Below are 24,240 nucleotides of genomic sequence, written 5' to 3' on the forward strand. Positions count from 1 at the left end.
CACCCCCCACGGCGGGCCCACCCCGCGGGGGCCGGTGGGCTGACCGACTCGGGGCGGTGCGTCGCCGCACCCCCCCGACACCGCTCATCGCGGGCAAGTGGCTAGTTGAGGGTGCCCAGGAGCTGGGCGCTGAACGGGTTGGTGCTCTCGCCGCTGGTGATCCGGTTGGGCCACTCGGGGTCGGCGATGAGGCTGCGGCCCACGGCGATCATGTCGAACTCGTCGTTCTCCATGCGGTCGAGGAGCTTCTCGATGCCCGTGGTGCCGGGCTGGAAGGCCATGCCGTCGGGGCCCATGAACTCCTTGTCGAGCCCGACCGAGCCGACCGAGATGACGGGACTGCCGGTGAGTTTCTTGGTCCAGCCGGCCAGGTTGAGGTCGCTGCCGTCGAACTCGGGCAGCCAGTAGCGGCGGGTCGAGGCGTGGAAGGCGTCCACGCCTGCGTCGGCGAGCGGCGTGAGGAGCTGCTCGAGTTCCTGCGGGCTGTTCGCGAGCCGGGCGTCGTAGGCGCCGCCCTTCCATTGGGAGAAGCGGAAGTTCACCGGGAACTCCGGCGAGACCGCCGCCCGGACGGCCGCGACGATCTCGACGGCGAAGCGGGCCCGCGCGGTCAGGTCGCCGCCGTAGGCGTCCGTGCGCCGGTTGGTCTGGGCCCACAGGAACTCGTCGATGAGGTAGCCATGGGCGCCATGCAGTTCCACGCCGTCGAAGCCGATGCGCTCGGCGGCGGCCGCGCTCTCGGCGAAGGCCGTCACGACGGCGTCGATGTCGGACTGGGTCATCGCCCGGCCCTTCGGGGCGCCGTCGGCACCGAGGCCCGACGGGCTCAGCACATCGGCGTCGGGCACCGGGCCGGTCCCGGGATCGCGCGTCACGCCGACGTGCCAGAGCTGCGGCACGATCCTGCCGCCCGCGTCGTGCACGGCCTCGACGACCCGCTGCCAGCCCGCGAGCTGCGCCTCGCCGTGGAAACGCGGCACATTGTGGCTCGCCCAAGTCGACTCGTGGCCGACGTAGGTGCCTTCGGTGACGATGAGGCCGACGCCGCCGGCGGCCCGGCGCGCGTAGTAGGCCGCGACCTCCTCGGTCGGCACGCCTCCCGGTGAGAACTCCCGGGTCATGGGCGCCATGACGACGCGGTTGCGCAGCCCGAGGCCGTTGATCGCATAGGGACGGGCGAGCAGCCGCGCGGCCCGCTCAGTGGTGGTGGTGTGGTCGTTCACGGTGGTTCTCCTTGGGAGCGCTGGGTGTCGAGTGGGCCGCTTCGCACTGCCGCGCGCCGTACGCGCGGTCGTGCTCAGACAAGCGTCCCTTCGATCGATGCATAAGTCCAATGCCAGATCTTGCGTGAACCGATAGATGCGATCGATGCATGGTGCTATTCGACCATCTCGAGGACGAGTTTCGCGGCCACCTCGGCGCCGTCGGTGCGGATGCGGGCGCCGACGTCGGCGGCCCGGTCCCGGACTTCAGGGGCGAGGGCGATGTCGAGTGCGGCCGTGAGGGTCTCCGTGGTCGGGACCCGCCCCTCGTGGTGCGCACCGATGCCGAAGGCGGCGACCCGGCCGGCCCAGTAGGGCTGGTCGACGATCTGCGGGACCACCACTTGCGGTGTGCCCGAACGGGTCGCGGTGTGGGTGGTGCCCGCGCCGCCGTGGTGGACGACGACCGCCGCGCGCCGGAACAGCGCCTGCTGGTTGATCTCGTCGACGGCGAAGCAGTCGTCGCGGTCGTCGATCGGGGCCAGTTCGGCCCAGCCGCGGGAGAGCACCGCGCGGCGGCCGTGCGCGCGCACGGACTCGACCACGGCGCGGGCCGTGTCCTCGGCGTCGCGGACCGGGATGCTGCCGAAGCCGACGTAGACCGGCGGTTCGCCCGCGTCGAGGAAGGCCTCCAGGTCGGCCGGGAGCGGCCGCTCGTCCGGGAGGATCCACGCGCCGGTCTGGACCACTTCGATGAGATCGCTTGACTCCCAAGGATTCAGGAGCGGGTCGGTGGCGAGCCAGCGCTGGTCGGTGAACGTCTGGGTGCGCACGTCCTCGGTCGGCTCGAGGCCGATCGATTCGCGGTAGGCGTTGACGGGCTCGCCGAAGATCGCCTGCATCTTCCGCTTGTCCCACTCCCAGAGCGCGCGGTTGTCGCTCACGTCCTCGGGGAGCGGCCAGCCGGGCATGGGGTGCGGGCGCTGTGCGGGCGAGGGCAGGCCCGTGTGCTGGAGCGCGGCGCTGCAGAACGGGATGCCGTGGCGTTCGGCGACGGCCTGGGCGGCCGCGACGACGGGGAAGAGGCCGGTCGCGATGAACGCGTCGCAGCCGGTTTCGGCTACGGCGGTGAACGCCGGGCCGTGGGATTCGAGGATCTCGAGCACATGCTGCTGGATGCTGGGGCCGGCTCCGGCGGCGAGGTTCTGGACCATCTGGCGGATGGGCGAGTCGATCGGCAGGTGCCGGGCGCCCGAGCGCTCGGCGAGGGCGGTGAATTCGGGGTCCGGCGGAGCGCCGAGGACGACGTCGACGCCTTTGTCGGTGAGGCGGGCCGCGAGTCCGGCGAGCGGTTCGATGTCGCCGCGCGATCCGCGGGAGGTGAGCAATACGCGCATTCCCTGTCTCCTCTGTTCGCAGGTACGGCACATTCTGCCCCAGGTCAGAGGCCATTTCCGGAGCCCGGTGAAGGTCGCCGCGGACTCGGGGTGATAAACAATGAGAGTGGGAGGGAACGTGTTCGGATGCGGTTCGACGCGATTCGATCCCTCCCGGCGGTAGATCGGCGAGCGTGCGGCTCGATCTCCGAGTGCTCCGCGAGATCGCCGAGCATCATGGCAACGGCCCCTTGGTGAGTGTCGGCCATCGCGCGCGCGTCGAACTCCCTGAGTGATCGCTCCTCCTGCACCCGGAAGATCGCTGCGGCCCTCCTGACCGAGCAGCCGATTCGCAGGTCGAACACCACCTGAAGGGTTCGTTCGCCCTCCGGCGATGAATCCACGGCTCCCGCTCCGTCTCAACAATGACGGCGTCACCCGAGGCGCCCCGTGAACCAGGAGCACTCCGGATGACCATCACCGCCCCGAAGACGACACCACCGACAGGTCGCCGCGCGATCGATCCGCGGCTGGCGCTCGCGCTGCTGGCCCTGCCGACCATGCTGATCGCCATCGACATCAGCGTGCTCACCGTGGCGCTGCCGCAGATGGCCGCCGACCTGCACCCCACCCCGACCGAGCTGCTGTGGATGAACGACATCTACGGCTTCATGGTCGGCGGCACGATGATCACCATGGGCGCCATCGGCGACCGGATCGGGCGTCGCCGCCTCATCGTGATCTGCTCGGCCGTCTTCGCCGTCGCCTCCGCGATCGCGGCGTTCTCGGTGGAGCCGTGGATGGTCATCGCCACCCGCGCGGTCATGGGCGTGGCCGGCTCGGCGATCATCCCCGCCTCGATGGCGCTGATCGGCCTGATCTTCCCCGACCCGAAGAAGAGCGTCGCCGCCATGGGCGCGTTCATGACCTGCTTCCTCACCGCCATGGCCGCCGCGCCGGTCATCGGCGGGCTGATGATGGCGCAGTGGTGGTGGGGCTCGGTGTTCCTGCTCGGCGTCCCGGTCATGCTCGTGACGCTGGTCGCCGCGCCGCGCATGCTCCCGGAGTTCAAGTCCCCCAAGGCGACTCGTATCGACTTCACGAGCGCCGCGCTGTGCCTCGCCTCGATCCTGCTGCTGGTGGCCGCGCTCAAGCTCGCGGTCGGCGACGGCTGGTCGTGGCGGACCGGGGCCGCCGCGATCGCCGGCCTCGCGCTCGGCTGGGTGTTCGTGCGCCGCCAGCGCGCCAGCGCGGACCCGCTCGTTGACCTCTCGCTCCTGCGCGTGCCGGGCGTCGCCCGCGCCATGTGGGTGCTGTTCCTGACCGCGCTGCTCATGGGCGGGATCTCGCTGTTCTCGGGGTTCCTGCTGCAGAACGCCGGCGGGTTCTCGCCGCTGCAGGCGGCGCTGTGGCTGCTGCCCGCGACCGTGGCGATGATGGTCGGCTCCAACCTCGGGCCCTGGCTCGGCGGCAAGGTCGGGCCCGGGAAGGTCGTCGCGGGCGGCCTGGTCCTGATGGCCGCCGGGTTCGCCTCGTACGCGCTGGTCTCGACCGGCGGGGCCGGTCTCGTCGCACTGGTGTGCGGGGGCGTGCTGACCACGGGCGGCATCGGTGCCGCGTTCCCGTTCCTGATGAACGGCATCATCTCCCGCGCCCCTGAGGAGCGGGCCGGTTCGGCCGCGTCGTTCGCGCAGACCGCCAACGAGATCGGCATCGCGACAGGCCTGGTCGTGCTCGGCTCGATCGGCACCGTCGTCTACCGGTCGCACATGGGCATCGCCGGCAGCGACGAGTCCTGGGTGGACGGTTTCCGGAGCGCCGGGAACGATGCCGCTCTGCTGCACCAGGTCCAGGACGCCTTCACCGCCGGGTTCCGCGCGGTCGCGCTCTTCGGCCTCGCGGTGATGGGGATCGTGCTGGCGCTGCAGCTCGTGCGGGGCCGGGCGAACGCCGAGAGCCCAACCGGCTGAGCGCAATCGTCGTTTCGTCCATGCCCGTCGTTGGAATGACCATCGACGGGCATGTCAGACGCTTCTAGGGTCGATTCATGCCATCCGAGTCGTCGAGAATCGTCCTGCCCGAGGCCCCCGCCGCGCTCGGCGGCGCGCCGGTGAAGGCGTGGCGCGAGCCGGTCGCCATCGACACCTACGCGCCGGCCGCGCCCGACCGGTACCCCGCGTATCTCGACCAGCGCGTCTACCAGGGGTCTTCGGGTGCGGTCTACCCCCTGCCGTTCATCGACGCGATCGCGCGAGAGAAGGCCCCGCGGCGGTGGGACGCGATCCACCTGGAGAACGAGTACGTGCGGCTGATGATCCTGCCGGAGCTCGGCGGCAGGATCCACATCGGACTCGACAAGACGCGCGGCTACGACTTTCTCTACCGCAACGAGGTCGTCAAGCCCGCACTCGTGGGCCTGGCCGGGCCATGGGTCTCCGGCGGCGTCGAGTTCAACTGGCCGCAGCACCACCGGCCCGCCACGCACCTGCCCGTCGAGGCGCTGATCGAGACCGAAGACGATGGCACCGTGACCGTCTGGTGCTCCGATCACGATCCGTTCGCGCGGATGCAGGGCATGCACGGGATCAGGCTGCGCCCCGGCTCGGCGCTCATCGAACTGCGCGGGCACCTCGTCAATCGCACCGACGAGGTGCAGACCTTCCTGTGGTGGGCCAACGTCGCCGCCGAGGCCGGGGACGACTACCAGTCGTTCTTCCCCACCGATGTGAGCGTGGTCGCCGACCACGCCAAGCGGGCCACGACGACATTCCCCGCGGCCCGAGGCCACTACTACGGCGTCGACTACCCGGCCCGGCGGCCGGGCGGCGACCGGCTCGACCGGTACCGGAACATCCCCGTGCCGACCTCGTACATGTGCCTCGGCAGCGAGGACGACTTCTTCGGCGGCTACGACCACGGGGCGGGCGCCGGATTCGTGCACTGGGCCGACCACCGCATCGCGCCGGGCAAGAAGCAGTGGACCTGGGGCAACGCCCCGTTCGGCTGGGCCTGGGACGCGCACCTGACCGACACCGGCGGGCCCTATGTGGAGCTCATGGCGGGGGTCTTCACCGACAACCAGCCCGACTTCGCGTTCCTCGCGCCAGGCGAGTCGAGGACCTTCTCCCAGTACTGGTACCCGATCCAGGACACCGGCCCGGTGCACCAGGCGACCCTCGATGCCGCGGTCCGCCTCGACGTGGACGGGACGGGGATTCGCATCGCCGCCGCTGTCACGACCTTGCGGCCCGGAGCGAAGATCGTTCTGCGCGAACGGGATCGAGTACTCCGCGAGGCCGTCGTCGACCTCGCCCCCGGGGCTCCCCACCTGCACGAGTTCACCGCGGACGCGGCGATCGAGCCGACCGCTTGCGAACTCGCCGTGGAGCACGACGGCCGAGTCCTCGTCTCCTGGCGGCCCCGGCCCGAGCCCGACGAAGCGCCCACTGTGGAGCCCGCGACGGAACCGCCGCTCCCGGCGGACATCGAGTCCACCGACGAGCTGTACCTCACCGGCCTCCACCTCGCCCAGTACCGGCACGCCACGCGGGCGCCCGAACCGTACTGGGAGGAGGCGCTGCGCCGCGACCCGGGCGACGCCCGCTCCAACACCGCGCTCGCCGCCCGATTCCTCCAGGCCGGGCGGCTCGAGGAGGCCGAGCGGCGCCTCCGTACCGCCGTCGAGCGGCTGACCCGCCGCAACCCGAACCCGCGCGACGGCGAGGCGCACTACCGGCTCGGCCTCGTCCTCGCCAGACAGGGCCGCGACGCGGAAGCCAAGGAGGCCTTCGGAAAAGCCCTCTGGGACCAGGCCTGGGCCGACGCCGCCGCGGTCGCGACCGCGCGCCTGGACCTCGCAGCCGGACGAAACGAGACGGCCGCCGCCGACCTCACCGCGCTGGTCGACCGCAGCCCCCGCCACTGGCAGGGCCGCAACCTCCTCGCGGTGGCGTGGCTGCGCGTTGACGACCCGACGCAAGCGGCCGTGATCGTGCGGGAGACCTTGCGAGGCAACCCGCTCGACGCCTGGGCCCGCGATCTCGACCGCCGGCTCGGCGGCGACCGTGAGCCGACCCACGACCCGTCGATCGCGCTCGACGTCGCCCTCGAATACCGCTCCATCCGTGAAGACGAGGCCGCGATCGACCTCCTCGACGCCGCAGCGACGCTCATGCCGGCCCCCGGAGCGGTCAATGTCGCGCCGCTCGCATGGGTTCACCGCGCCGACCTCGAGTTCGAGCGCGGCGACGAAGCGTCCGCCGACCTTGCGCTGCAACGCGTCCGCGAACTGGACCGGACCTGGTGCTTCCCTTCGCACACCGAGGACGACGCCCTCGCGCGCCTGCGCGCACGCCGTCCCGGGGACGCGGTGCTCGCCGGACTCGCCGGTCACCGCCTCTACGCCGCAGGCCGCCACCGGGAGGCCATCGCAGCCTGGGAGGCCGCCGCCGAGACTGGAGACCCGGTGGTGCTGCGGAACCTCGGCATGGCCACGCATAATGTGGACCGCGATCCCGAGCGCGCCGCGCGCTGGTACGAGCGCGCCCGCGCCACCGCTCCCGACGACGCCCGCCTGCTCTACGAGTCCGATCAGCTCGACGCGCGTCGCGGCGTCGCCCCGGCAGTTCGCCTGGCGGCGTTCGAGAGCCGGCTCGACCTGGTGGAGCAGCGCGACGACCTCTCCGTGCAGCTCACCGAACTGCTGACCGCCACCGGCCGCGCCGACGAGGCACTGAAGGTCTTGGAAGGACGCTCCTTCCAACCCTGGGAGGGCGGGGAGGGCCGCGTGCTCGCCGCCTGGGAGGCCGCGCACCTTGTTCTCGCCCGTGAGGCCATCGCCAAGGGCGACAGTGCAACCGGTGTCGCACATGCCGAGGCAGCGCTGACGCCGATCCCGAACCTGGGCGAGGCCCGCCATCCGCTGGCCAACACCGCCGACCTTCAGCTCGCCCTGGGCGACGCCCTGGCCGCGGCAGGCGACGACGAATCCGCATGCGCCGCTTGGGAGCAGGCCGCCAGGCAGCAGGGCGACTTCCAGACCATGCAGGTCCAGGCCCACTCCGAACACACCGCCGCAGCCGCCACCGCACTCCGCCGCCTCGGCCGAGCCGACGAAGCGCAGGCGCTACGCGATGACCTCGCCCGCTACGTCGAGGCACAGGCCCAGGAGACCGCGCGCATCGACTACTTCGCGACCTCACTGCCGTCGATGCTGCTGTTCACCGCCGACCTCCAGGCGGCGCATGACGTTCGCGTGCTGGTGCTGCGGGCACAATTGGCAGCGCTCGACGGCGAAGCCGAGCGCGCCGCTCTCCTTGCCGCCGAAGCACTCGAACGCGAACCGCTGAACACGGCCGCCCGCGCGGTCGCCGCCCCTTGCACCGCCCGCAGAGGAACGACATGAACCAACCAGCCCGCAGGCTGTTCGTCCACAGCGTGCCAGCGCCGCCGCGCGGCCATCTGCCGTTCGGTGAGTCCGAAGGCGCGCCGGACCGCATCGAGGTCACCGGCCGCTGGTTCGAACGCGGCGGCCGCCCCTGGTTCCCCATCACCGGGGAGATCCACTACTCGCGACTCCCCCGCGACCGCTGGAACGACGTCCTCGGCCACGCCCGCGCCGGCGGGCTCGACTCGATCGCCACCTATGTGTTCTGGGCGGCCCACGAGCCCGAACCCGGGCGCTTCGACTGGACCGGCAACCTCGACCTGCGCGCGTTCGTCGAACTCGCCGCTGAGCACGGCCTCGATGTCATCGTTCGCCTCGGTCCCTGGGCCCACGGCGAGTACCGCAACGGCGGCTTCCCCGATTGGCTTGTCGCCCAAGGCCTCAAGACCCGCACCAACGATCCGGACTACCTCGCGCAGGCCCGGAACCTCTACGCCGAGACCATCGGCCGACTGCGGGGCCTGACCCATGCCGAAGGCGGGCCCGTGATCGGCGCGCAGATCGACAACGAGCTCTACGACCAGCCCGAGCACCTTGCGGCCCTGCGGGACCTCGCCGAGGAGCTCGGCCTCCGCGTTCCGATCTGGACCGCCACCGGCTGGGGCGGCGCGCAGGTCCCCGAGACGCTGCTGCCGGTCTACAGTGCCTACGCCGAGGGCTTCTGGGAGGACGAGACCACCGAGTGGGCCGCGTTCGCCCCGGTCCACTTCTGCTACAGCGAGGTCCGTGACGACCTCACCGTCGGCGCCGATCTCAGGGAAGCCCTGGACGGTGTGGCGGCATCGGACGCTGCGGACCTGGACGGCAAGTTGCCGTACGCCACTTGTGAACTCGGCGGCGGCATGCACGTCGCGTACCACCGGCGCCCGCTCGTCTCGGGTGAGGATGTGGCGGCGCTGGCGCTGGCCAAGATCGGTTCGGGCTCGGTCTGGCAGGGCTACTACATGTACGCGGGCGGCACCCAGCGCACCGGACCCCAAGGGACCGAACAGGAATCGCAGGCGACTGGGTATCCGAACGACGTGCCCGCGCTCTCCTACGACTTCCACGCCCCGATCGGCGAGCACGGCCAGATCCGCCCGCACCATCATTACCTGCGCCGCCAGCACCTGTGGCTCCAGGAGGACGGCCACCGGCTCGCGGCCATGACCACCAGCATCGGCGGCGGCAGCGACGACCCGGCCGAACTGCGCTGGGCCGTGCGCGCGGACGGTCGGAGCGGCTACCTGTTCGCCACGACCTACCAGCCGCCCAAGCGGCCCCTCGCTGCTCAGCACGGTGTCCAGTTCACAGTGGAGTTCGAGGACGAGACGGTCACCGTTCCGAGCGTCCCGGTCGAACTAGCCTCCGGGATCTCGCTGGCCTGGCCCCTGCGCTACCCGCTTACTCCGGACCTCAAACTGCGAAGCGCCACAGCGCAGCTCCTCACCCGCATCGGCGACGACGAGGGCGACATTGTCGTCCTCGCCTCCGTCGAATCGATCCCGGTCGAGATCATCCTGGGCGACGGCACTGCTGTGGAGCTTCCGACAGCGCCCGGCCCGGAATGTCTTGTCGAGCTTCCCGGTGTGCGGCTGCTCGTGCTCGACGAGGCGAGCGCGAACCGCCTGTACAGGCTGCACGTCGCCGGTCGCGACCGCCTCGTTCTCGCCGACGCGCCGGTGTACGCGGACGGCGGCGACCTCATCGTTCAGTCGGAGGCAGCGAGTGCGACCGTCGCATTGCTGCCCGCGCCCGACGGCCTTGACGGCGCAGAAGTCAGCGCCAATGGACGCTGGAGATCATGGACCGTCGCCACTGGAGGCGGTTCCGTGCCACTGGAGGTAGAGCGCCGCCCCGAGCACGGCCTTGTGCCGGAGCCGCGGCGCGGCGGCCCCATGAACCGCCTCAGTGCTCCTGACGACTACACGAACGCCGCGATCGTCCACCTCGAGATCCCTTCCGACGCAATGGAAGCAGACAAAGCGCTGCTCCGACTCGACTGGACCGGAGACACCGGCCGCGCCTTCGTCGGAGACCGGCTCGTCTCGGACCATTTCTGGCACGGCCGCGTCTGGGACATCGACCTCACCCCGCACCGAGACGCGCTCGCCGAGCACGGCCTTCGGCTCGAACTGCTGCCGTGGAGCCGCGCGACCGGAGCCTGGGTCGACCCGTCCGTGCGGGACTTCGAGGACGGCGTCACGATCAACGCCGCCACCATGATCCGAGTCGGCAAGACCCGCCTCCACGGGCTCGTATCGCTGGAAGCCGGTTGAGCGGTGCCGAGCCACCGGGCAGGCTCCGGGCATGACCAGAGCACTTCAGGACACCGCCTGGCTCGGAGACCCGATCGACACGCGCGCCCCGTCCGCGCAGGAACATGCTCCGGTCCTGTCCACATTCGAAGGTCCTGCCTCTGAGAAGCTGGCACTCAACCTGCGGCCCACCTGTGCTGTTACCGGGATGGGGGTCGTGTCCAGTTGCGGTTCAGGCAGTCAGCGATGGGGAGGCGGGAGACGCCTACGGCCGCGTTGTCGGGACGGAGGTCGTGTCCGGATGCGGTTCAAGCGGGCGGCAACGGGATGGTGTGCGGGATGCCCGAGGACGGTTGCCGTCTTCTGGACTGTGCCTGGAAAGCGCCTGACACGATCGACGGGGCCGGTGCGGCTGGGACGCTCGGGCGAGCCAACCGCCGGGTGGTGTGGGATGGGGTGCGGTGGTCGCGAGGTTCGCGTCGGAGGCTCGGACGGCCGTGGCGGTTCCGAGATTCGCCGCCGAGACTCGGACGACCATCGTGGCGGTGACGGTGACGGTGACCGTGCCGCTGCTGTCAGGGCAGCGGCGTTCGCAGGCCCGCTCTTGCCGATCAAAGCCTGTCGGTGCCAGCTCCCGCACAGCGCAGTCCAACCCGGATACCTCATCCTGCTTCACCTCCCTTCGCGCTCGCACAATCCCGATGCCGATGCCTGTACCGATCAACGGCCCCGGCGCTCCTCGCCGCCACCGCCCGACTTCACCTGGCCCGCAAGCCCATAGGCCCGTATGTTGGTGGGCCGGTCCGGGTGCGTGATGCCTGTCGGCACCACCTCCACTGCCTTGAGAGGCACTGATGGTTGCCTCTCAGGGCCAGGTCTTCACCGTGACAGTCCTGGTGGCCGTTCCTTCCCTCCCTGCCTGGGAGTCCTTGCTCCCGTTCTCGCCTCGGCCACTGCCTGTGCGGTTCCGCTCTCGGAAGGGTTGTCTTCCGGAGGGCACCACAGTTACCGGGCGGTGGTGGTGGATTCCCTGCGCACCATGGATACCGGTGCGGGGTCTAGCTTCCAGACGGGCACCGTGGTGCACTAGCCGGGATTTGGCCTTCCCGCGCGCGTCAAGATGATGCGAGTGCGCGGGGGTGTTGCGTTGCCTCGCATGAGGGTGATGGGGAGACCAGGTCCTCTATTGCCTGGTCTGGCATCACTGTTCATGCTGGCGGTCTTACCAGTGTGTGCCTCGTTCAGAGCACTGCCGCGGTCGAGGTGATCCCGACCAACGATCTCCCACCCAGCACGCCCCCTTTCGCAGGGGCCGTGGTCCGCTGTGGAACCCGATAGCACGAAGAGACTGAGCTGACGAGGCTCGGGAAAATCATCCGGTTTGGGTTTCGGCCAGAGGCTTGGCGTAGTCTGCTTGCACCTAATCGCCACCTGTACGTTTTCCGTATCCCTGTGCGTACATCAATCATCCCTCGTGCAGTGCCCGGTTGTCATCACCCACAGGGGTACAAGACCCTCACATTCGCCCCAACCCCACTGCGCCCCAAGGAAACAACCCGCCCCCACCACACCCCACCATCGCCGCCCGCCCGAACCGCAACCCACCACCACACCCGCCACCCCAAATGCGACCCCGCCCCACACCCCACCATCGCCGCCCGCCCGAACCCCGCCCCAAACCCACCCGGCCAGCGCATCCAGCCCTCAACCAGCCCCTGCAAAAAACGCGCGAGGCATGCCGCGCCCGATGTGATCGATCGGGACCGAGGCTAGCGGTCCAGGATGCCTTCGAAGACGTCGAGGGCCGTCGGGTCGGCGAGGGCGCCTTTGGCGACGACCTCGTCGGCCGGCGCGCCGTTGAGCAGGCGTTTGACCGGGACCTCGAGTTTCTTGCCGGTGAGGGTGCGCGGGATCTTGGGGACGGCGATGATCGTGTCGGGGACGTGGCGCGGGGAGAGTTCGGCTCGGATGCGGGCCTTGATCCGGTGTTCGAGGTCGGCGTCGAGTTCGGTCTCTGGTTCGGTCTCGGGTTCGATGAAGACGATGAGGCAGTCCTGCTCGTCCAGGTGGACCACGAGTGAGTCGGCCACGCCCGCAAGGGATTCGACGACGGCGTAGAACTCGGCGGTGCCCATGCGGACGCCGCCGCGATTGAGGGTCGCGTCGCTGCGGCCGGTGATGATCGCCGAGCCGTGCTCGGTGATGGTGATCCAGTCGCCGTGGCACCACACGCCCGGGAACGCGTCGAAATAAGCCTGCCGGTAGCGCTTCCCGTGCTCGTCGCCCCACAGACCCACGGGCATCGACGGCATCGGCGCGGTGATGACCAGTTCGCCTTCGCGGCCGATGGCGTGGTTTCCGTTGGCGTCGTACGACTCGACCTTCGCGCCGAGGCACAGGCAGGACAGTTCGCCTCTCCGGACTGGGACAGTCGGGGCGCCTCCTACGAAGCCGGTGCACAGATCGGTGCCGCCCGAGAGGGATTGGAGCTGAGCGGTGGCGGAGATCGATTCGTAGACGTAGTCGAAGCCCGCCGGGGGCAGGGGCGCTCCCGTTGAGCCGATGCCGTGCAGGCGAGAGAGGTCGGCGAGGTCCTTGGGGACCACTCCCCTGTCTCTGCAGGCCATGAGGAACGGCGCGCTCGTGCCGAAGTAGGTCGCGCCGGAGTCCTCCACGAGCCGCCAGAGGCCTTCGGGGTCGGGCGCGCCGTCGAAGGTGACGATCGAGGCACCGACGATCGGCGCGGAGGCGAGGTAGTTCCACATCATCCAGCCGGTGGTGGAGTACCAGAAGAACCGGTCCCCGGGGCCGAGGTCATGGTGGAGGCCGTGCATCTTCGCGTGCTCCAGGGCGATGCCCCCGTGGGAGTGGACGATCGCCTTCGGCAGGCCCGTGGTCCCCGAGGAGTACAGGAGGAACAGCGGGTGGTCGAACGGGACGGACTCGAACGCGAGCTCGCCTGCCGCCGAAGCGAAGTCGCTCCAGCGATCGCCGACGACCGTGCCGTCGTCGAGATACGTGAAGGTCACCGTCTTGCGCACGCCGTCGAGGGCGGCGACCACCTGGGCGATGTCGTCGGCGCGGCTGATCTCCTTGCGGCCGTAGCGATAGCCGTCGGTCACGAAGAGGATCGCCGGCTCGACCTGGCGGAGGCGGTCGATCACGGCGCGGGCGCCGAACTCCGGAGCGCACGAGGTGAACACTGCGCCGATCGAAGCTGAGGCGAGCGCCAGCGCGTAGGTCTCCGGCACGTTCGGCATCCAGGCGGCGACGCGGTCGCCGCGGCCGAGCCCGGCCTCGAGCAGGCCGGCCCGCAATCCGGCGACCTCGGACCGCAAGCGGGCCAAGGACCATGCGAAGGTCTCGCGAGTGTCCGAATAGGCCTTCACGACCGTGTCGGTGTCGGCCTTGCCGGGCGCGGCGAGTACGGCCTCGGCCCAGTTCAGGCGTTCGCCGGGGAACCAGGAGGCGCCGGGCATCGCGGCCTCGGGCAGGACGCGGTCCTCGGGGACGGGCCCGCCGAGTCCGTAGTACTCCCAGACCGCGCCCCAGAACGCGGCAGGGCGGTCGGTCGAGAACCGCCACAGGTCCTGATAGGAGGCCGCTCGCTCTCCGGTGCGATCGGCCAGCCAGTCGGCGAACCGGTCGATGTCGGCGGCGCGCTCGCCGTTCGGAACCCAGAGGACATCGCTGGCCACCGGTCACCTCCCCAGGTGCGGACCGCGCAGCGGCCCGAGGATCGTAGAAGTCGCAGGCCATCTTGCCTCATGCGGGCGGCTCGTGCAGTGGGTCGCGGCCACACACCGGCGCAGGGCGTTGTGGGGATTCCGCCTATGGCTTTCTCGCCTCGGTTTTCCTACTATGCGGGAATGGGAACCGCGAACCGCTCCGAGACCACCGTCATCCTCGCCGCCGCCCGGACCCCCGTGGGCCGGTTCAACGGGGCTCTCGCCGATATCCCCGCGCCTGCGTTGGGCGGCATCGCGATCCAGGCCGCCCTCGGACGGTCCGGCGTCGCGCCCGAGCTGATCGGGCAGGTCGTCATGGGGCATGTGCTGCCCGCCGGGACGGGCCAGAACCCGGCCCGGCAGGCGGCCGTCGCGGGCGGGATCCCCATGCACGTACCGAGTTTCGCCGTGAACAAGGTATGCCTCTCCGGGCTGACCGCGATCGCGATCGCCGACCGGTTCCTGCGCGCGGGCGACTGCGATTTCGTGGTCGCGGGCGGCATGGAGTCGATGAGCCGCGCGCCGCACCTGCTGCCGCAGTCGCGGCGCGGGTTCAAGTACGGCGAGGTGACCATGCTCGACCACGCCGCGTTCGACGGGCTCACCGACGCCTACGAGGGCATCGCGATGGGCGCGGCGACCGAGCGGGACGCGCGCGAAGCGGGGCTCACGCGGGCCGCGCAGGACGAGTTCGCGTTGGGTTCCCAGGAGAAGGCCGCCAAGGACGCCGCCGCGCGGGCCGGTGAGATCACGCCCGTGGAGACTCGCCGGGGCGTGGTGGACGCCGACGAAGGCCCCCGGGAGTCGTCGCTGGAAGCCCTTGCGGCGCTTCGGCCTTCGTTCGCGGAAGGCGGGATGCTCACCCCCGGGAACTCCTCCCCCTTGAACGACGGTGCGGCGGCGCTCGTCCTGACGACCCGGTCAAGGGCCGAGGAGCTGGGCTTGGCCTGGGAGTCGGAGATCCTGTCGTACGCCACGGTCGCCGGTCCCGACACCTCGCTGCTCTACCAGCCGGCCAACGCCATCCGGCGGGCCGCCGAGCTCGCGGGGGTCGCCTTGGGCGACTTGGAGGCCGTCGAGATCAACGAGGCCTTCGCGGCGGTCGCCCTCGCCTCGGTCGACGCGCTCGGCGTCGATCCCGAGCGTGTGAATCCCGGAGGCGGCGCGATCGCGCTCGGGCATCCGCTGGGGGCCAGCGGGGCCCGGCTCGTCCAGACCCTGTCCCGCAGGCTTCCGAGCGGCACGGTCGGTGCGGCCGCGCTGTGCGGCGGCGGGGGTCAGGGCGACGCGATGGTGTTGCGCGCCAGGTAGACCCGTCAGCGGGCGGCGAGCCGGTGGAGGCGCAGCGCGAGCTGGATCTCCAGGGAGCGTTCGGGTCCGGCCCAGTCGTCGCCGAGGACCGCAGCGATGCGTTCGAGCCGTTGGGAGACGGTGTTGACGTGCACGCGCAGCGCGGTCTTCGTCTTGGCGAGGTTGCGCCCGCACGCGAAGTACGTCTCCAGCGTGCCGATCAAATCGGTGCCGCGCTTGCCGTCGTAGTCGAGGACCGGCCCGAGGGTGCGGCGCACGAACGCCGTCACGCCGTCCGCCTCGCCGAGGAGCAGGCCCACGAAGCCGAGCTGCTCCATGCTGCCGCCCTGGCCCTTCCGGCCGAGAGTGAGCATCGCTTCGAGGCAGCGCGCGGCCTGGTCGTACGCGTCCGGCAGGCGGTCGGGGCCGGTGACGGCGGCCGAGGCCGCGACGGTCACCGGGCCGCCCGCCGCGCGCCCGAACCAGGGCGCGAGGCGGACCGCCAGCGCGCCCGGGTCCTCGGTCGGGAGCACCAGGACGGGTCGGCCGTCGCGGCTCCCGGCGAGTCCGTGTTCGGTTCGCGCCCAGCGCTTCGCCTCGGAGGCGAGGCGGGGGCGGACCGCGGCGTCGCAGTCGATGGTGAGGACGGCGTGCGAGCGGTGGAGGTCGACGTCGAGTTTCCCGGCGCGCAGGGCAAGGCTGGAGCCGCTGCGGCGCGCCGATTCGGTGAGGAGGTCGTCGAGGAGTTCGCCGCGCACGCGGTCTTCGGCGTCCGCGACGGAGCGGCGCAGGAGGAGCAGGAGCGCAGTGACGAGGGCGGTGCGTTCGAAGAGGCGCTTGTCCTCGTCGCTGAGGTCGGGGCGGCCGCCGAGGACGATGCCGCCGAGGCGTTCCGATCCGGCCATGGCGGCGCAGACCCAGAGGCCGCCGGTGAGGACGGCGCCGCGGCCGGTCTGGGAGTCGTCGATGCCGTTGGCGGCGAAGCGGACCGGGCCTTCGCCCGCGCGGGCGAGTTCGGCGCCGGCGGGGTCGTAGATGCCGATGGGTCCGCCGAAGAGGCCGGCGGCCTCCGCGGCGAGGTCGGCGACGTCGCCGCCGCGGAGGACGAGGCCGGTGAGCCGGTCGTGGGCGGCTTCGGCGCGGCGCAGCATGCTGTTGAGGCGGGCGGAGGTCTCGGCGGCCTGACGCAGGTCCCGGAGGGTCTCGCGGGTCTCCTCGAGCTGGCGGACGCTCTCGATGGCGACGGCGGCGTGGTTGGCGAGGGAGACGAGCATGGCGACGTCGTCGGGGGTGAAGTCGCGCGGGGTGCGGTCGGCGGCGAAGAGCACGCCGATGACGGTCTCCCCCACGCGGAGCGGGACGCCGACGATGCCGCGCACGCCTTCCTCGGTGACGGCCTCGTCGATGGGGCCGGTGTGGTGGAAGCGGGTGTCGTGGGCGTAGTCGGTGCTGGCGTAGGGCAGTGCGGTCTCGGCGACGAGGCCGCCGAGGCCTTCGCCCATGCCGAGGCGCAGGCGCTGGAACTTCGCGGAGACGGAGCCGTCGGTGACGCGCATGTAGGTGTCGCCCTCGGCGGGGTCCTGGAGGCTGAGGTAGGAGACGTCGACGTTGAGGAGGGTCTTGGCGCGGCGCACGATGGCGCGCAGGACGGAGTCGAGGTTGCGCAGGGCGGCGAGGTCGCCCGCGGTGTCGAAGAGCGCGGCGAGTTCGGCTTCGCGGCGGCGGCGCTGCACGAGGGTGCGGCGGATCGTGCGGGCCACGGCGGTCGCCTCGTTCACGGCGGCGAGGTCGGCGCTGGTGGCGCCGGCGGCGGCGAGGTCGCGGGCGGGTTCGTCGAGCTGGTCTTCGGAGGCGTCGGCCGCGAGGAGCGCGAAGAGCCGTCCCAGGGCCGCGGTCGCGGGGGTCGGCCGGTCGTCTCGGGCGGGCACGGGCGGGCTCCTTCGTCGGGGGTGCGGCGCGGCCGGCTCGGCCGTGCGGGGGTCCGCCGCACGGCCGAGTCTAAGTTCGCGAACGGGTGGCGCGCCAGGGCCGGGCGTTACAAGTCCACGGTCAGGTCGCGTCCGCGGGTCTCGCGGATGACGGCGGCGGTGATCGCGGTGACGACGGCCGCGCCGCAGAGGTAGAGCGCGACGGGGAACGCGGAGTCGTAGCGGCCGAGGAGCGCGACGGCGATGAGCGGGGCGACGCCGCCGGCGACGATCGACGCGAGCTGCGAGCCGATCGCGGCGCCGGTGTAGCGGACGCGGGTGTCGAACAGCTCGGAGACGAACGCGGCCTGCGGACCGTACATGGCGCCGTGGAACAGCAGGCCGGTCGTCACGGTCGCGCAGATGATCCAGAACGAGCCGGTGTCGGTGAGCGTGAAGAGCGCGAACGCCCAGGCGGCCATGCCGATCGCGCCGATGAGGGTGACGGGTCGGCGGCCGATGCGGTCGGAGAGCGCGCCCCAGAGCGGGATCGCGGCGAAGTGCACGGCGGAGGCGATGAGGACGGCGTTGAGTGCGAGGCCGCGTTCGAGTCCGAGGTGGGTCGTCACGTAGACGAGCACGAACGTGGTGAGGATGTAGTACGAGATGTTCTCGCCGAAGCGCAGGCCGATCGCGCCGATGACCTCGCGCCAGGACTGCTGGAAGACCTGCACGATCGGGAGCTTGCGGGTCGCGCCGGACGCGGCGGCCTCGGCCTGCGCATGGAGGAACACCGGCGACTCCGACACGGAGATGCGGATCCAGAGGCCGATCACGACGAGCACGCCCGAGAGCAGGAACGGGACGCGCCAGCCCCAGGCGAGGAACGTCTCGTCGGTCTGCACCAGTGCGAGGACCGCGAGCACGCCGGTGGCGAGGAGGTTGCCGCCGGGCGCGCCGGCCTGCGGCCAGGAGGCCCAGAAGCCGCGGTGGCGCTCGCCGCCGTGCTCGGAGACGATGAGGACCGCCCCGCCCCATTCGCCGCCGAGGGCGAACCCTTGCACGAGGCGCAGCGCGGTGAGCAGGATCGGGGCGGCGACGCCGATCGCCGCGTACGTGGGCAGCAGCCCCATCGCGAACGTGGCCGCGCCCATGATGAGGAGGCTGAGCACGAGGAGTCGCTTGCGGCCCAAGCGGTCCCCGAAGTGGCCGAAGACGAGGCCGCCGAGCGGGCGGGCGAGGAACCCGACCGCGTAGGAGGCGAAGGCGATGAGGGTGCCCACGAGCGGGTCGTGCGTGGGGAAGAACAGGGTGTTGAAGACGAGGGCGGCCGCCGAGCCGTAGAGGAAGAAGTCGTACCACTCGACGGTGGTGCCGATGAGGCTGGCGGTGACGATGCGGGCGACGCCGGTGCGGCGCTCGCCCGCGCGGGAGGGCGCGGTCGCGGTCGGGCTTGACATGGCTGTACCTGGATTCCTTGTGTGAGAGGGAGGGACGGGTGGTTACGTGGCGGTCCAGCCGCCGTCGATGGTCATCGAGGCGCCCGTCACCGAGCGCGCCTCCGGGCGGCACGTCCAGACGACGGCGGCGGCGACCTCCTCGGGTTCGACGAGCCGCTTGAGGGGCGTGCGTCCCAGCAGGACCGACGCCAGCGCCTCGTCCCGCCCGGCAGTGCCGGTCTGGCCGGCGGAGCCGGCGGTGCCTGCGGTGCCTGCGGCGAGGTCGTCGAGCTGGCGGTCGACGAGCGGGGTGCGCACGTAGCCGGGGTTCACGCAGTTGCTGGTGACGCCGTGCGGGGCGCCTTCGATGGCGGCGACCTTGCTGAGCCCTTCGAGGGCGTGCTTGGCCGCCACGTAGCCGGATTTGGCGGCGCTGGCGCGCAGCCCGTGGACGCTGGAGATGTTGGCGATCCGGCCCCAGCCCCGGCTTCGCATGTGCGGGAGGCAGTGCCGCATGAGGAGGAAGGGGGCGGTGACCATGACCCGCTGCATGAGGTCGAAGCGTTCGGGCGGGAAATCGATGATCTCGGCGACGTGTTGGAAGCCGGCGTTGTTGACGAGCACGTCGATCGCGTTGGGCAGCAACCTGATCGCTTCGGCGTCGGCGAGGTCGGCGACGTGCGCCTCACCGCCGACGAGCAGCGCCGCTTCACGGACCGCTTCGGCGTCGCGGTCGACGAGGTGCACTCGGGCGCCCGCCGCCGCCAGCGCCACCGCGCAGGCCTTCCCGATCCCCGAGCCGGCCCCGGTCACCAGGGCGGTCCGTCCAGAGAGGAAGGCGTCCGAGGCGAGCGAAGCCCCAGTGACGGTCGTTACATCATCCATGCCGGTAAATGCTATGGAAACGGGTTCGTCATGACCATGTGGCGATCACCCACAGTTCCGGCTCGTGGCATGGGTTCCGGCACCACCGGACGGCGCAGCCGACCGTTGGCCGCGGGCCGGAAAGACTCGATGATTCGGGCCTTCACCTTGCATCGCTTCGGTCATCGCGGAGCGAATCCCGGCGGTCGGGCGGCGAGTGATCGGATCATTCCTGCGGCATTTTCTGGAAACCGGTATCAAGCGAAGCCTTGCCCTCGCACCCTCGCCGTCGCTAGCATATATCGAGAGATAACGATTTCTCAAAACTTCCGGCGCGACGGCCCCGCCCCTCCGCGCCGCCCCGAGGAGGATCAATCGCAATGAGATCAACGAAGATCAGTGAACGTTCACGACCTTTGGTCGTGACCGTCGTACTGGCGATCGTGGCGAGTCTGGCGGTGGTGTCCTCGCCGGCGCGCGCCGCCGAGCCGACCGGGCCGATCACCGGCAACGTGGTCGCCGTCAACGAGACGACGAGCGACGCCGGGTTCGTCCACCCCGGCATCGGACTGTCCGCGGACGACCTGCGGACCACCCAGGAGATGGTCCGCTCGGGCCAGGAGCCGTGGGCGTCCTACTTCGACGCGATGAGCAGGACCGGCTTCGCGTCCACCGCCTTCCGGGCCTCGAACGCCTTGTCCGCCGCCGAACCCGACAAGGCCCGGACCAGGATCTTCGACAACGCCGGGATGCGCGGCCGGGAGACCAACGACTCCTTCGGCGCGCTCACCCAGTCCCTCATGTGGGTCACCACCGGCGACGAGGTCTACCGCAAGAACGCGATCCAGGCGCTGCGCGTCTGGGCCGACATGGACCCGAACGGCTACACGTACTTCCCCGACGCACACATCCACACCGGGCACCCGCTGTATCAGTTCCTCATGGCCGCCGAGATCATCCGCGCCACGGAACCGCTCGCGGACGACACTCCCGGGCAGCAGGACGGCTACGACGTGGTCTGGAGCGCCGAGGACGACGAGCGGCTGCTCGGGAACTTCGCGAACCCGGTCGTGGAGACCTTCCTGTACTCCAACCACACCTGGATGAACCAGCACAACTTCGGCCTGTTCGGACGGATCGCGACCGCGATCTACGCCGACGACGCCGAGGGGTACGCCACCGGCGTCGAGTGGTACACCGTCAACGAGGGCGACGATGCGTACGACAACGGCTCGATGGCCGAGCAGATGCCGCTCATCGAGGCCGAGAACCCGATCAACCCGTACGGCTACGACTTCGTGCAGGTCCGCGAGATGGGCCGCGACCAGGCCCACGGCGAGTGCAACATCGACAACTTCGCCGGCCTGGCGCGGATGCTGGAGGTGCAGGGCACCAAGGTGGACCCGACCGCCGGCACCGTCTCGACCGCCGACGACGCGGTGAGCGCCTACGACTTCCTCGGGCAGCGGCTGCTCAAGGGCGCCGACCAGTTCTACCGGTACATGCAGGGCGCCTGGATGCCGTGGGTGGACGAGCGCGGCGACGACTGGCCCGGTACGGTCTCCGGTTCATACCGGGGCCGGATCTACAACACGATCTCGGTCGCGGAGCTGTACTACGAGTACAAGATCGAGCGCGGCGTGGACGTCGAGACCGAAGCGCCGTGGCTCGCCCGTCTGGCGTCCCGTATGGATGGTCCGATGTTCCACCGCAGCGCCTCGGTGACGAACTTCTGGGGCTCGGGCGACAAGAACCCCGAGTACTGGGTGGCGTTCCCCGAGGAGCTGGCCGGGACCGAGCCGCCGCCCGTGCGGGAGGACCCCGCGTGGACGTTCGACAAGGCCGGACTGCTGCTCGACGACCGGACCGAGCTGGTCACCGAGGACGGCGCGACGTTCGCACGCGCGAGCCTCAGCGAAGCGGGCACGACCAGCGTCATGACCCGCATCGAGTTCGGCAAGGACGCCGTGTTCGGCCTGCGGTACCGCAGCGACGGCCCGGCGCATCTGGAAGTGCTCCACAACCCCGATCCCTCGGGCGTCAATCCGAACGAGGCGCCCGCGAGCACCTTGGCCGAGCGCGACCTGCCCGACACCGGAGGCGAATGGCGGTACGTCGCCTACCCGGCGTCCGGCAACCCGGTCAACTTCTTCCGCCTCACCGGCGCCGAAGGAACCACTGTGGACCTCCACAGTGTGATCGTCACCGGGGCGAAGGACCTGACGCCGCCGAAGTTCCAGCAGGCGGACAGCACGCTCTACCTCACCGCGAACATGGAACGCTCCCTTGACCTCTCGGCGGTCGACACCGGCGGGAACGTGACCTACCAGGCGAACGGCCTGCCCGGGGGCGCCTCGTTCGACGCCGGGGCGTTCACCTGGACGCCCGGCGACGGCGACCGCGGCCGTCACAACGTGCAGATCGTCGCCGACGACGGGCAGACGGCCGAGACCAGGACGTTCGAGCTCGTCGTGGCGGCCAACCGGCCCAAGACGATCGACGCCCTGCTCGCGGACCTCTACGACCCGGACGCCGTGTACACGACCGCCAGCGCCGCGCATTTCGACTCGGTCCTGCGCGAGGCCAAGGAGGCCTCGGAGTCGGGCACGGACGCGGAGTTCCTGGCGGCGCTGGAGGCGCTGCGGGACGCGGCCGAGACGATCGAGCTGCTCAACCCGCGCCTGGCGGACGGCGGGCTCGACATCTCCGGCGGCATGGTCGCGACCCACGACATCACCGCCGCGCAGGTGGACACGGTCGTGCGCCCCGGCCACACCGGGAACCTCCTGCACGTCTCGTTCGAGCTCGACTTCGGCACCCGGTTCCGGGTCGCCGCAGAGGAGTTCGCGTTCCAGGGCCCGTACGCGTTCGCGATGCGCTCGGCCGGAACCAATGTGTACGGCTCGAACGACGGCAGGAACTGGGAGCTCCTGTCGGAGCGGCCGACCACCGAGACGAACCTCTGGGAGCACATCCCCGTCGTCGAGGAGCACCGAGGCGAGCAGTTCCGGTTCCTCAAGCTGCAGGTCGACGAGCCCGCGCCGCCGAACGACCCGGCGTACCCGGGCATCTGGATCGTCGACGAGTTCCACATCATGGGCGAGCGCGTCGAAGTGCCGGGCGCGATCGACACCGTGTCCCTCACCTCCCCTGAGGCACTGCGGGAGCGGGTGGTCGCGGGCGACACCGCCGAACTCGCGTTCACCAGCGACGAGCCGATCGAGGACGTGGCGGTCCAGATCGGCGGCCACGAGGTCGAAGCGGCCAGCGAGGACGGCCTGTCCTGGAAGGCCGCGCTCGAGTTCGGCGAGGACCAGCCGGTCGGCTACGTGCCGATCAGCATCGACTACACGACCGCCGACGGCGAGGACGACCCGACACTGCTTGGGACGACCGACTTCTCGGCGCTGTACTTCTCCGACGAGCGCGACCTCGTGGACCCGGCCCGGTTCACCGAGGTCGTCGACGACGGCGGCGCGCCAGACCCCACAAGGGAGGCGCAGGCCGCGCTCATGCTCGACGGCCGGGCCGACACCATCGGCGCGTTGAGCGGCTCCACCGGCGAGTACCACGTGACCTGGGACTTCGGCGAGGGCCGCGGCATCGACCTCGACCGCGTCGACTTCCTGACCAACCAGGACCTCCGGTTCCACGGTCTCATCGACGGGCTGGTCTTCCAGGGCTCCAACGACCTCGAGCACTGGACGACCTTGACGGACCCGGCGTTCCGCGGCGCCGACTGGCAGAACTTGGAGACCGACGACGACACGCCGTACCGGTACCTGCGGGTGCGGAACCGGTACGCGATCTCGATCGCCGAGTTCAGGCTCTTCGGCGAGGTCGAGGGCGACCTCGACACCGTGCTGGCGCAGGCCGACGCCGTCGACCTGGAGCAGTACACGCGCGGTTCGCGGATCGTGTTCCCGCGCGAAGTGGCGGCCGTGAGGGAGGCCCGCGAAGCCGAAGGCGCCGACGAGGACGCGCTCGCGCGACGGCTCATCGACGCCTGGAGTCTGCTGGACCCCTTGGTGACCGAGGCGCCCGCTCAGATCGACCGGAGCTGGGTCACGGCGAGCACCGTGAGCTGGGACGGCACGCTCGACGCGGCCGACAACGGCTGGCGCATGTTCGACGGGAGCACCGGCACCTGGACCGACACCACCACGAAGTCGTGCACGAACACCGTGCTCCCGACCGACGGGACCGAGTTCCGGGTGGTGGGCCTCAGGTACTTCCCGAAGGACACCGCAGCCAACCGCGCGACCAACATGTCCATCGACGGCTCGAACGACGGCGGCACAACGTGGACGGCGTTCGCGAACACCGGGACGCCGGTGCGCGGCTGGAACACGGTGCCGCTGGCCGAACCGGTCGAGTTCGGGGCGTTGCGCATCAGCGGCGGCAACGGCTACTGCAATGTCGCGGAGCTGCAGTTCCGCGTCACCGTCATCGACAAGACGGGGCTCGGCGTGCTCTTGGGCGACGCGGCTGCGCTGACCGAAGCCGATTGGACGGCGGACTCGTGGGCTGCTATGGCCGCCGCGCGCGACGCCTCCCAGGTTTCGAAGGATGACAAGGGCGCCTCGCAGGAGGAGGTGGACGCCGCGGCCTCGGCCCTCGCCGACGCGATCGCCGGGCTGACGAAGGCCTAACGGCGCCATGGGAAACGGGCGCGGGGGGGGGGGGGGGGGGGGGGGGCGCCCGCGGGGGGGGGGGGGGGGGGGGGGGGGGGGGGGGTGGGGGGGGGGTGG

Annotated in this window: 11 protein-coding genes; 5 read left to right on the top strand and 6 right to left on the bottom strand. The window is 70.8% G+C overall.

All coding sequences use genetic code 11. From position 1 onward, the window contains the following. Positions 1–101: 101 nt before the first annotated feature. Positions 102–1,223, bottom strand: coding sequence for an NADH:flavin oxidoreductase (locus O2L01_RS03575; RefSeq protein WP_270120439.1), 1,122 nt, complete (start codon positions 1,221–1,223; stop codon positions 102–104). A gap of 155 nt (positions 1,224–1,378) precedes the next feature. After that, positions 1,379–2,599: a glycosyltransferase gene (locus O2L01_RS03580; protein WP_270120440.1), complete on the bottom strand. Its 1,221-nt coding sequence runs from the start codon at positions 2,597–2,599 to the stop codon at positions 1,379–1,381. Between the two features lie 449 nt (positions 2,600–3,048). Between O2L01_RS03580 and O2L01_RS03585 the strand changes: the two genes are divergently transcribed. The 3 genes from O2L01_RS03585 (at position 3,049) to O2L01_RS03595 (ending at position 10,282) form a co-directional block, all read left to right on the top strand. Continuing rightward, positions 3,049–4,548 carry an MFS transporter gene (locus O2L01_RS03585; protein WP_270120441.1) on the top strand — a complete coding sequence of 500 codons (1,500 nt, stop codon included), beginning with the start codon at positions 3,049–3,051 and terminating at the stop codon, positions 4,546–4,548. A gap of 77 nt (positions 4,549–4,625) precedes the next feature. Then, positions 4,626–7,982: a DUF5107 domain-containing protein gene (locus O2L01_RS03590; protein ID WP_270120443.1), complete on the top strand. Its 3,357-nt coding sequence runs from the start codon at positions 4,626–4,628 to the stop codon at positions 7,980–7,982. Further along, positions 7,979–10,282, top strand: a complete 2,304-nt coding sequence (locus O2L01_RS03595; protein ID WP_270120446.1) for a beta-galactosidase — start codon at positions 7,979–7,981, stop codon at positions 10,280–10,282. Before O2L01_RS03590 ends, O2L01_RS03595 begins: the two co-directional genes overlap by 4 nt. A 1,748-nt stretch (positions 10,283–12,030) precedes the next feature. Here O2L01_RS03595 and O2L01_RS03600 read toward each other — a convergent pair. Next, complete coding sequence (locus O2L01_RS03600; RefSeq protein ID WP_270120449.1) at positions 12,031–13,959, bottom strand: acetoacetate--CoA ligase; 1,929 nt, start codon at positions 13,957–13,959, stop codon at positions 12,031–12,033. A gap of 171 nt (positions 13,960–14,130) precedes the next feature. Between O2L01_RS03600 and O2L01_RS03605 the strand changes: the two genes are divergently transcribed. Further along, positions 14,131–15,300: an acetyl-CoA C-acyltransferase gene (locus O2L01_RS03605; RefSeq protein WP_270120452.1), complete on the top strand. Its 1,170-nt coding sequence runs from the start codon at positions 14,131–14,133 to the stop codon at positions 15,298–15,300. 5 nt (positions 15,301–15,305) lie between these two features. Here the strand turns inward: O2L01_RS03605 and O2L01_RS03610 are convergent, their stop codons facing one another. The 3 genes from O2L01_RS03610 to O2L01_RS03620 all read right to left on the bottom strand — a co-directional run bounded on the left by O2L01_RS03610 (position 15,306) and on the right by O2L01_RS03620 (position 19,510). After that, entirely contained in the window at positions 15,306–17,207 is a 1,902-nt protein-coding gene (locus O2L01_RS03610) for a helix-turn-helix domain-containing protein (protein ID WP_270120455.1), read from the bottom strand. A gap of 107 nt (positions 17,208–17,314) precedes the next feature. Next, on the bottom strand, positions 17,315–18,646 hold the full coding sequence (locus O2L01_RS03615; RefSeq protein WP_270120458.1) for an MFS transporter: 1,332 nt from the start codon (positions 18,644–18,646) through the stop codon (positions 17,315–17,317). A 42-nt stretch (positions 18,647–18,688) separates the two neighbouring features. Continuing rightward, the gene (locus tag O2L01_RS03620) at positions 18,689–19,510 is read right to left on the bottom strand and encodes an SDR family oxidoreductase (protein ID WP_270120461.1); all 822 of its coding nucleotides are present in this window, start codon (positions 19,508–19,510) and stop codon (positions 18,689–18,691) included. Positions 19,511–19,911: 401 nt separating this feature from the next. Between O2L01_RS03620 and O2L01_RS03625 the strand changes: the two genes are divergently transcribed. Next, a complete protein-coding gene (locus O2L01_RS03625; protein WP_270120463.1) occupies positions 19,912–24,141 on the top strand; it encodes an Ig domain-containing protein in 4,230 nt (1,409 codons plus the stop codon). Positions 24,142–24,240 lie beyond the last annotated feature (99 nt).

It is taken from the genome of Glycomyces lechevalierae, assembly GCF_027622945.1.
Lineage (GTDB): Bacteria > Actinomycetota > Actinomycetes > Mycobacteriales > Micromonosporaceae > Glycomyces > Glycomyces rutgersensis.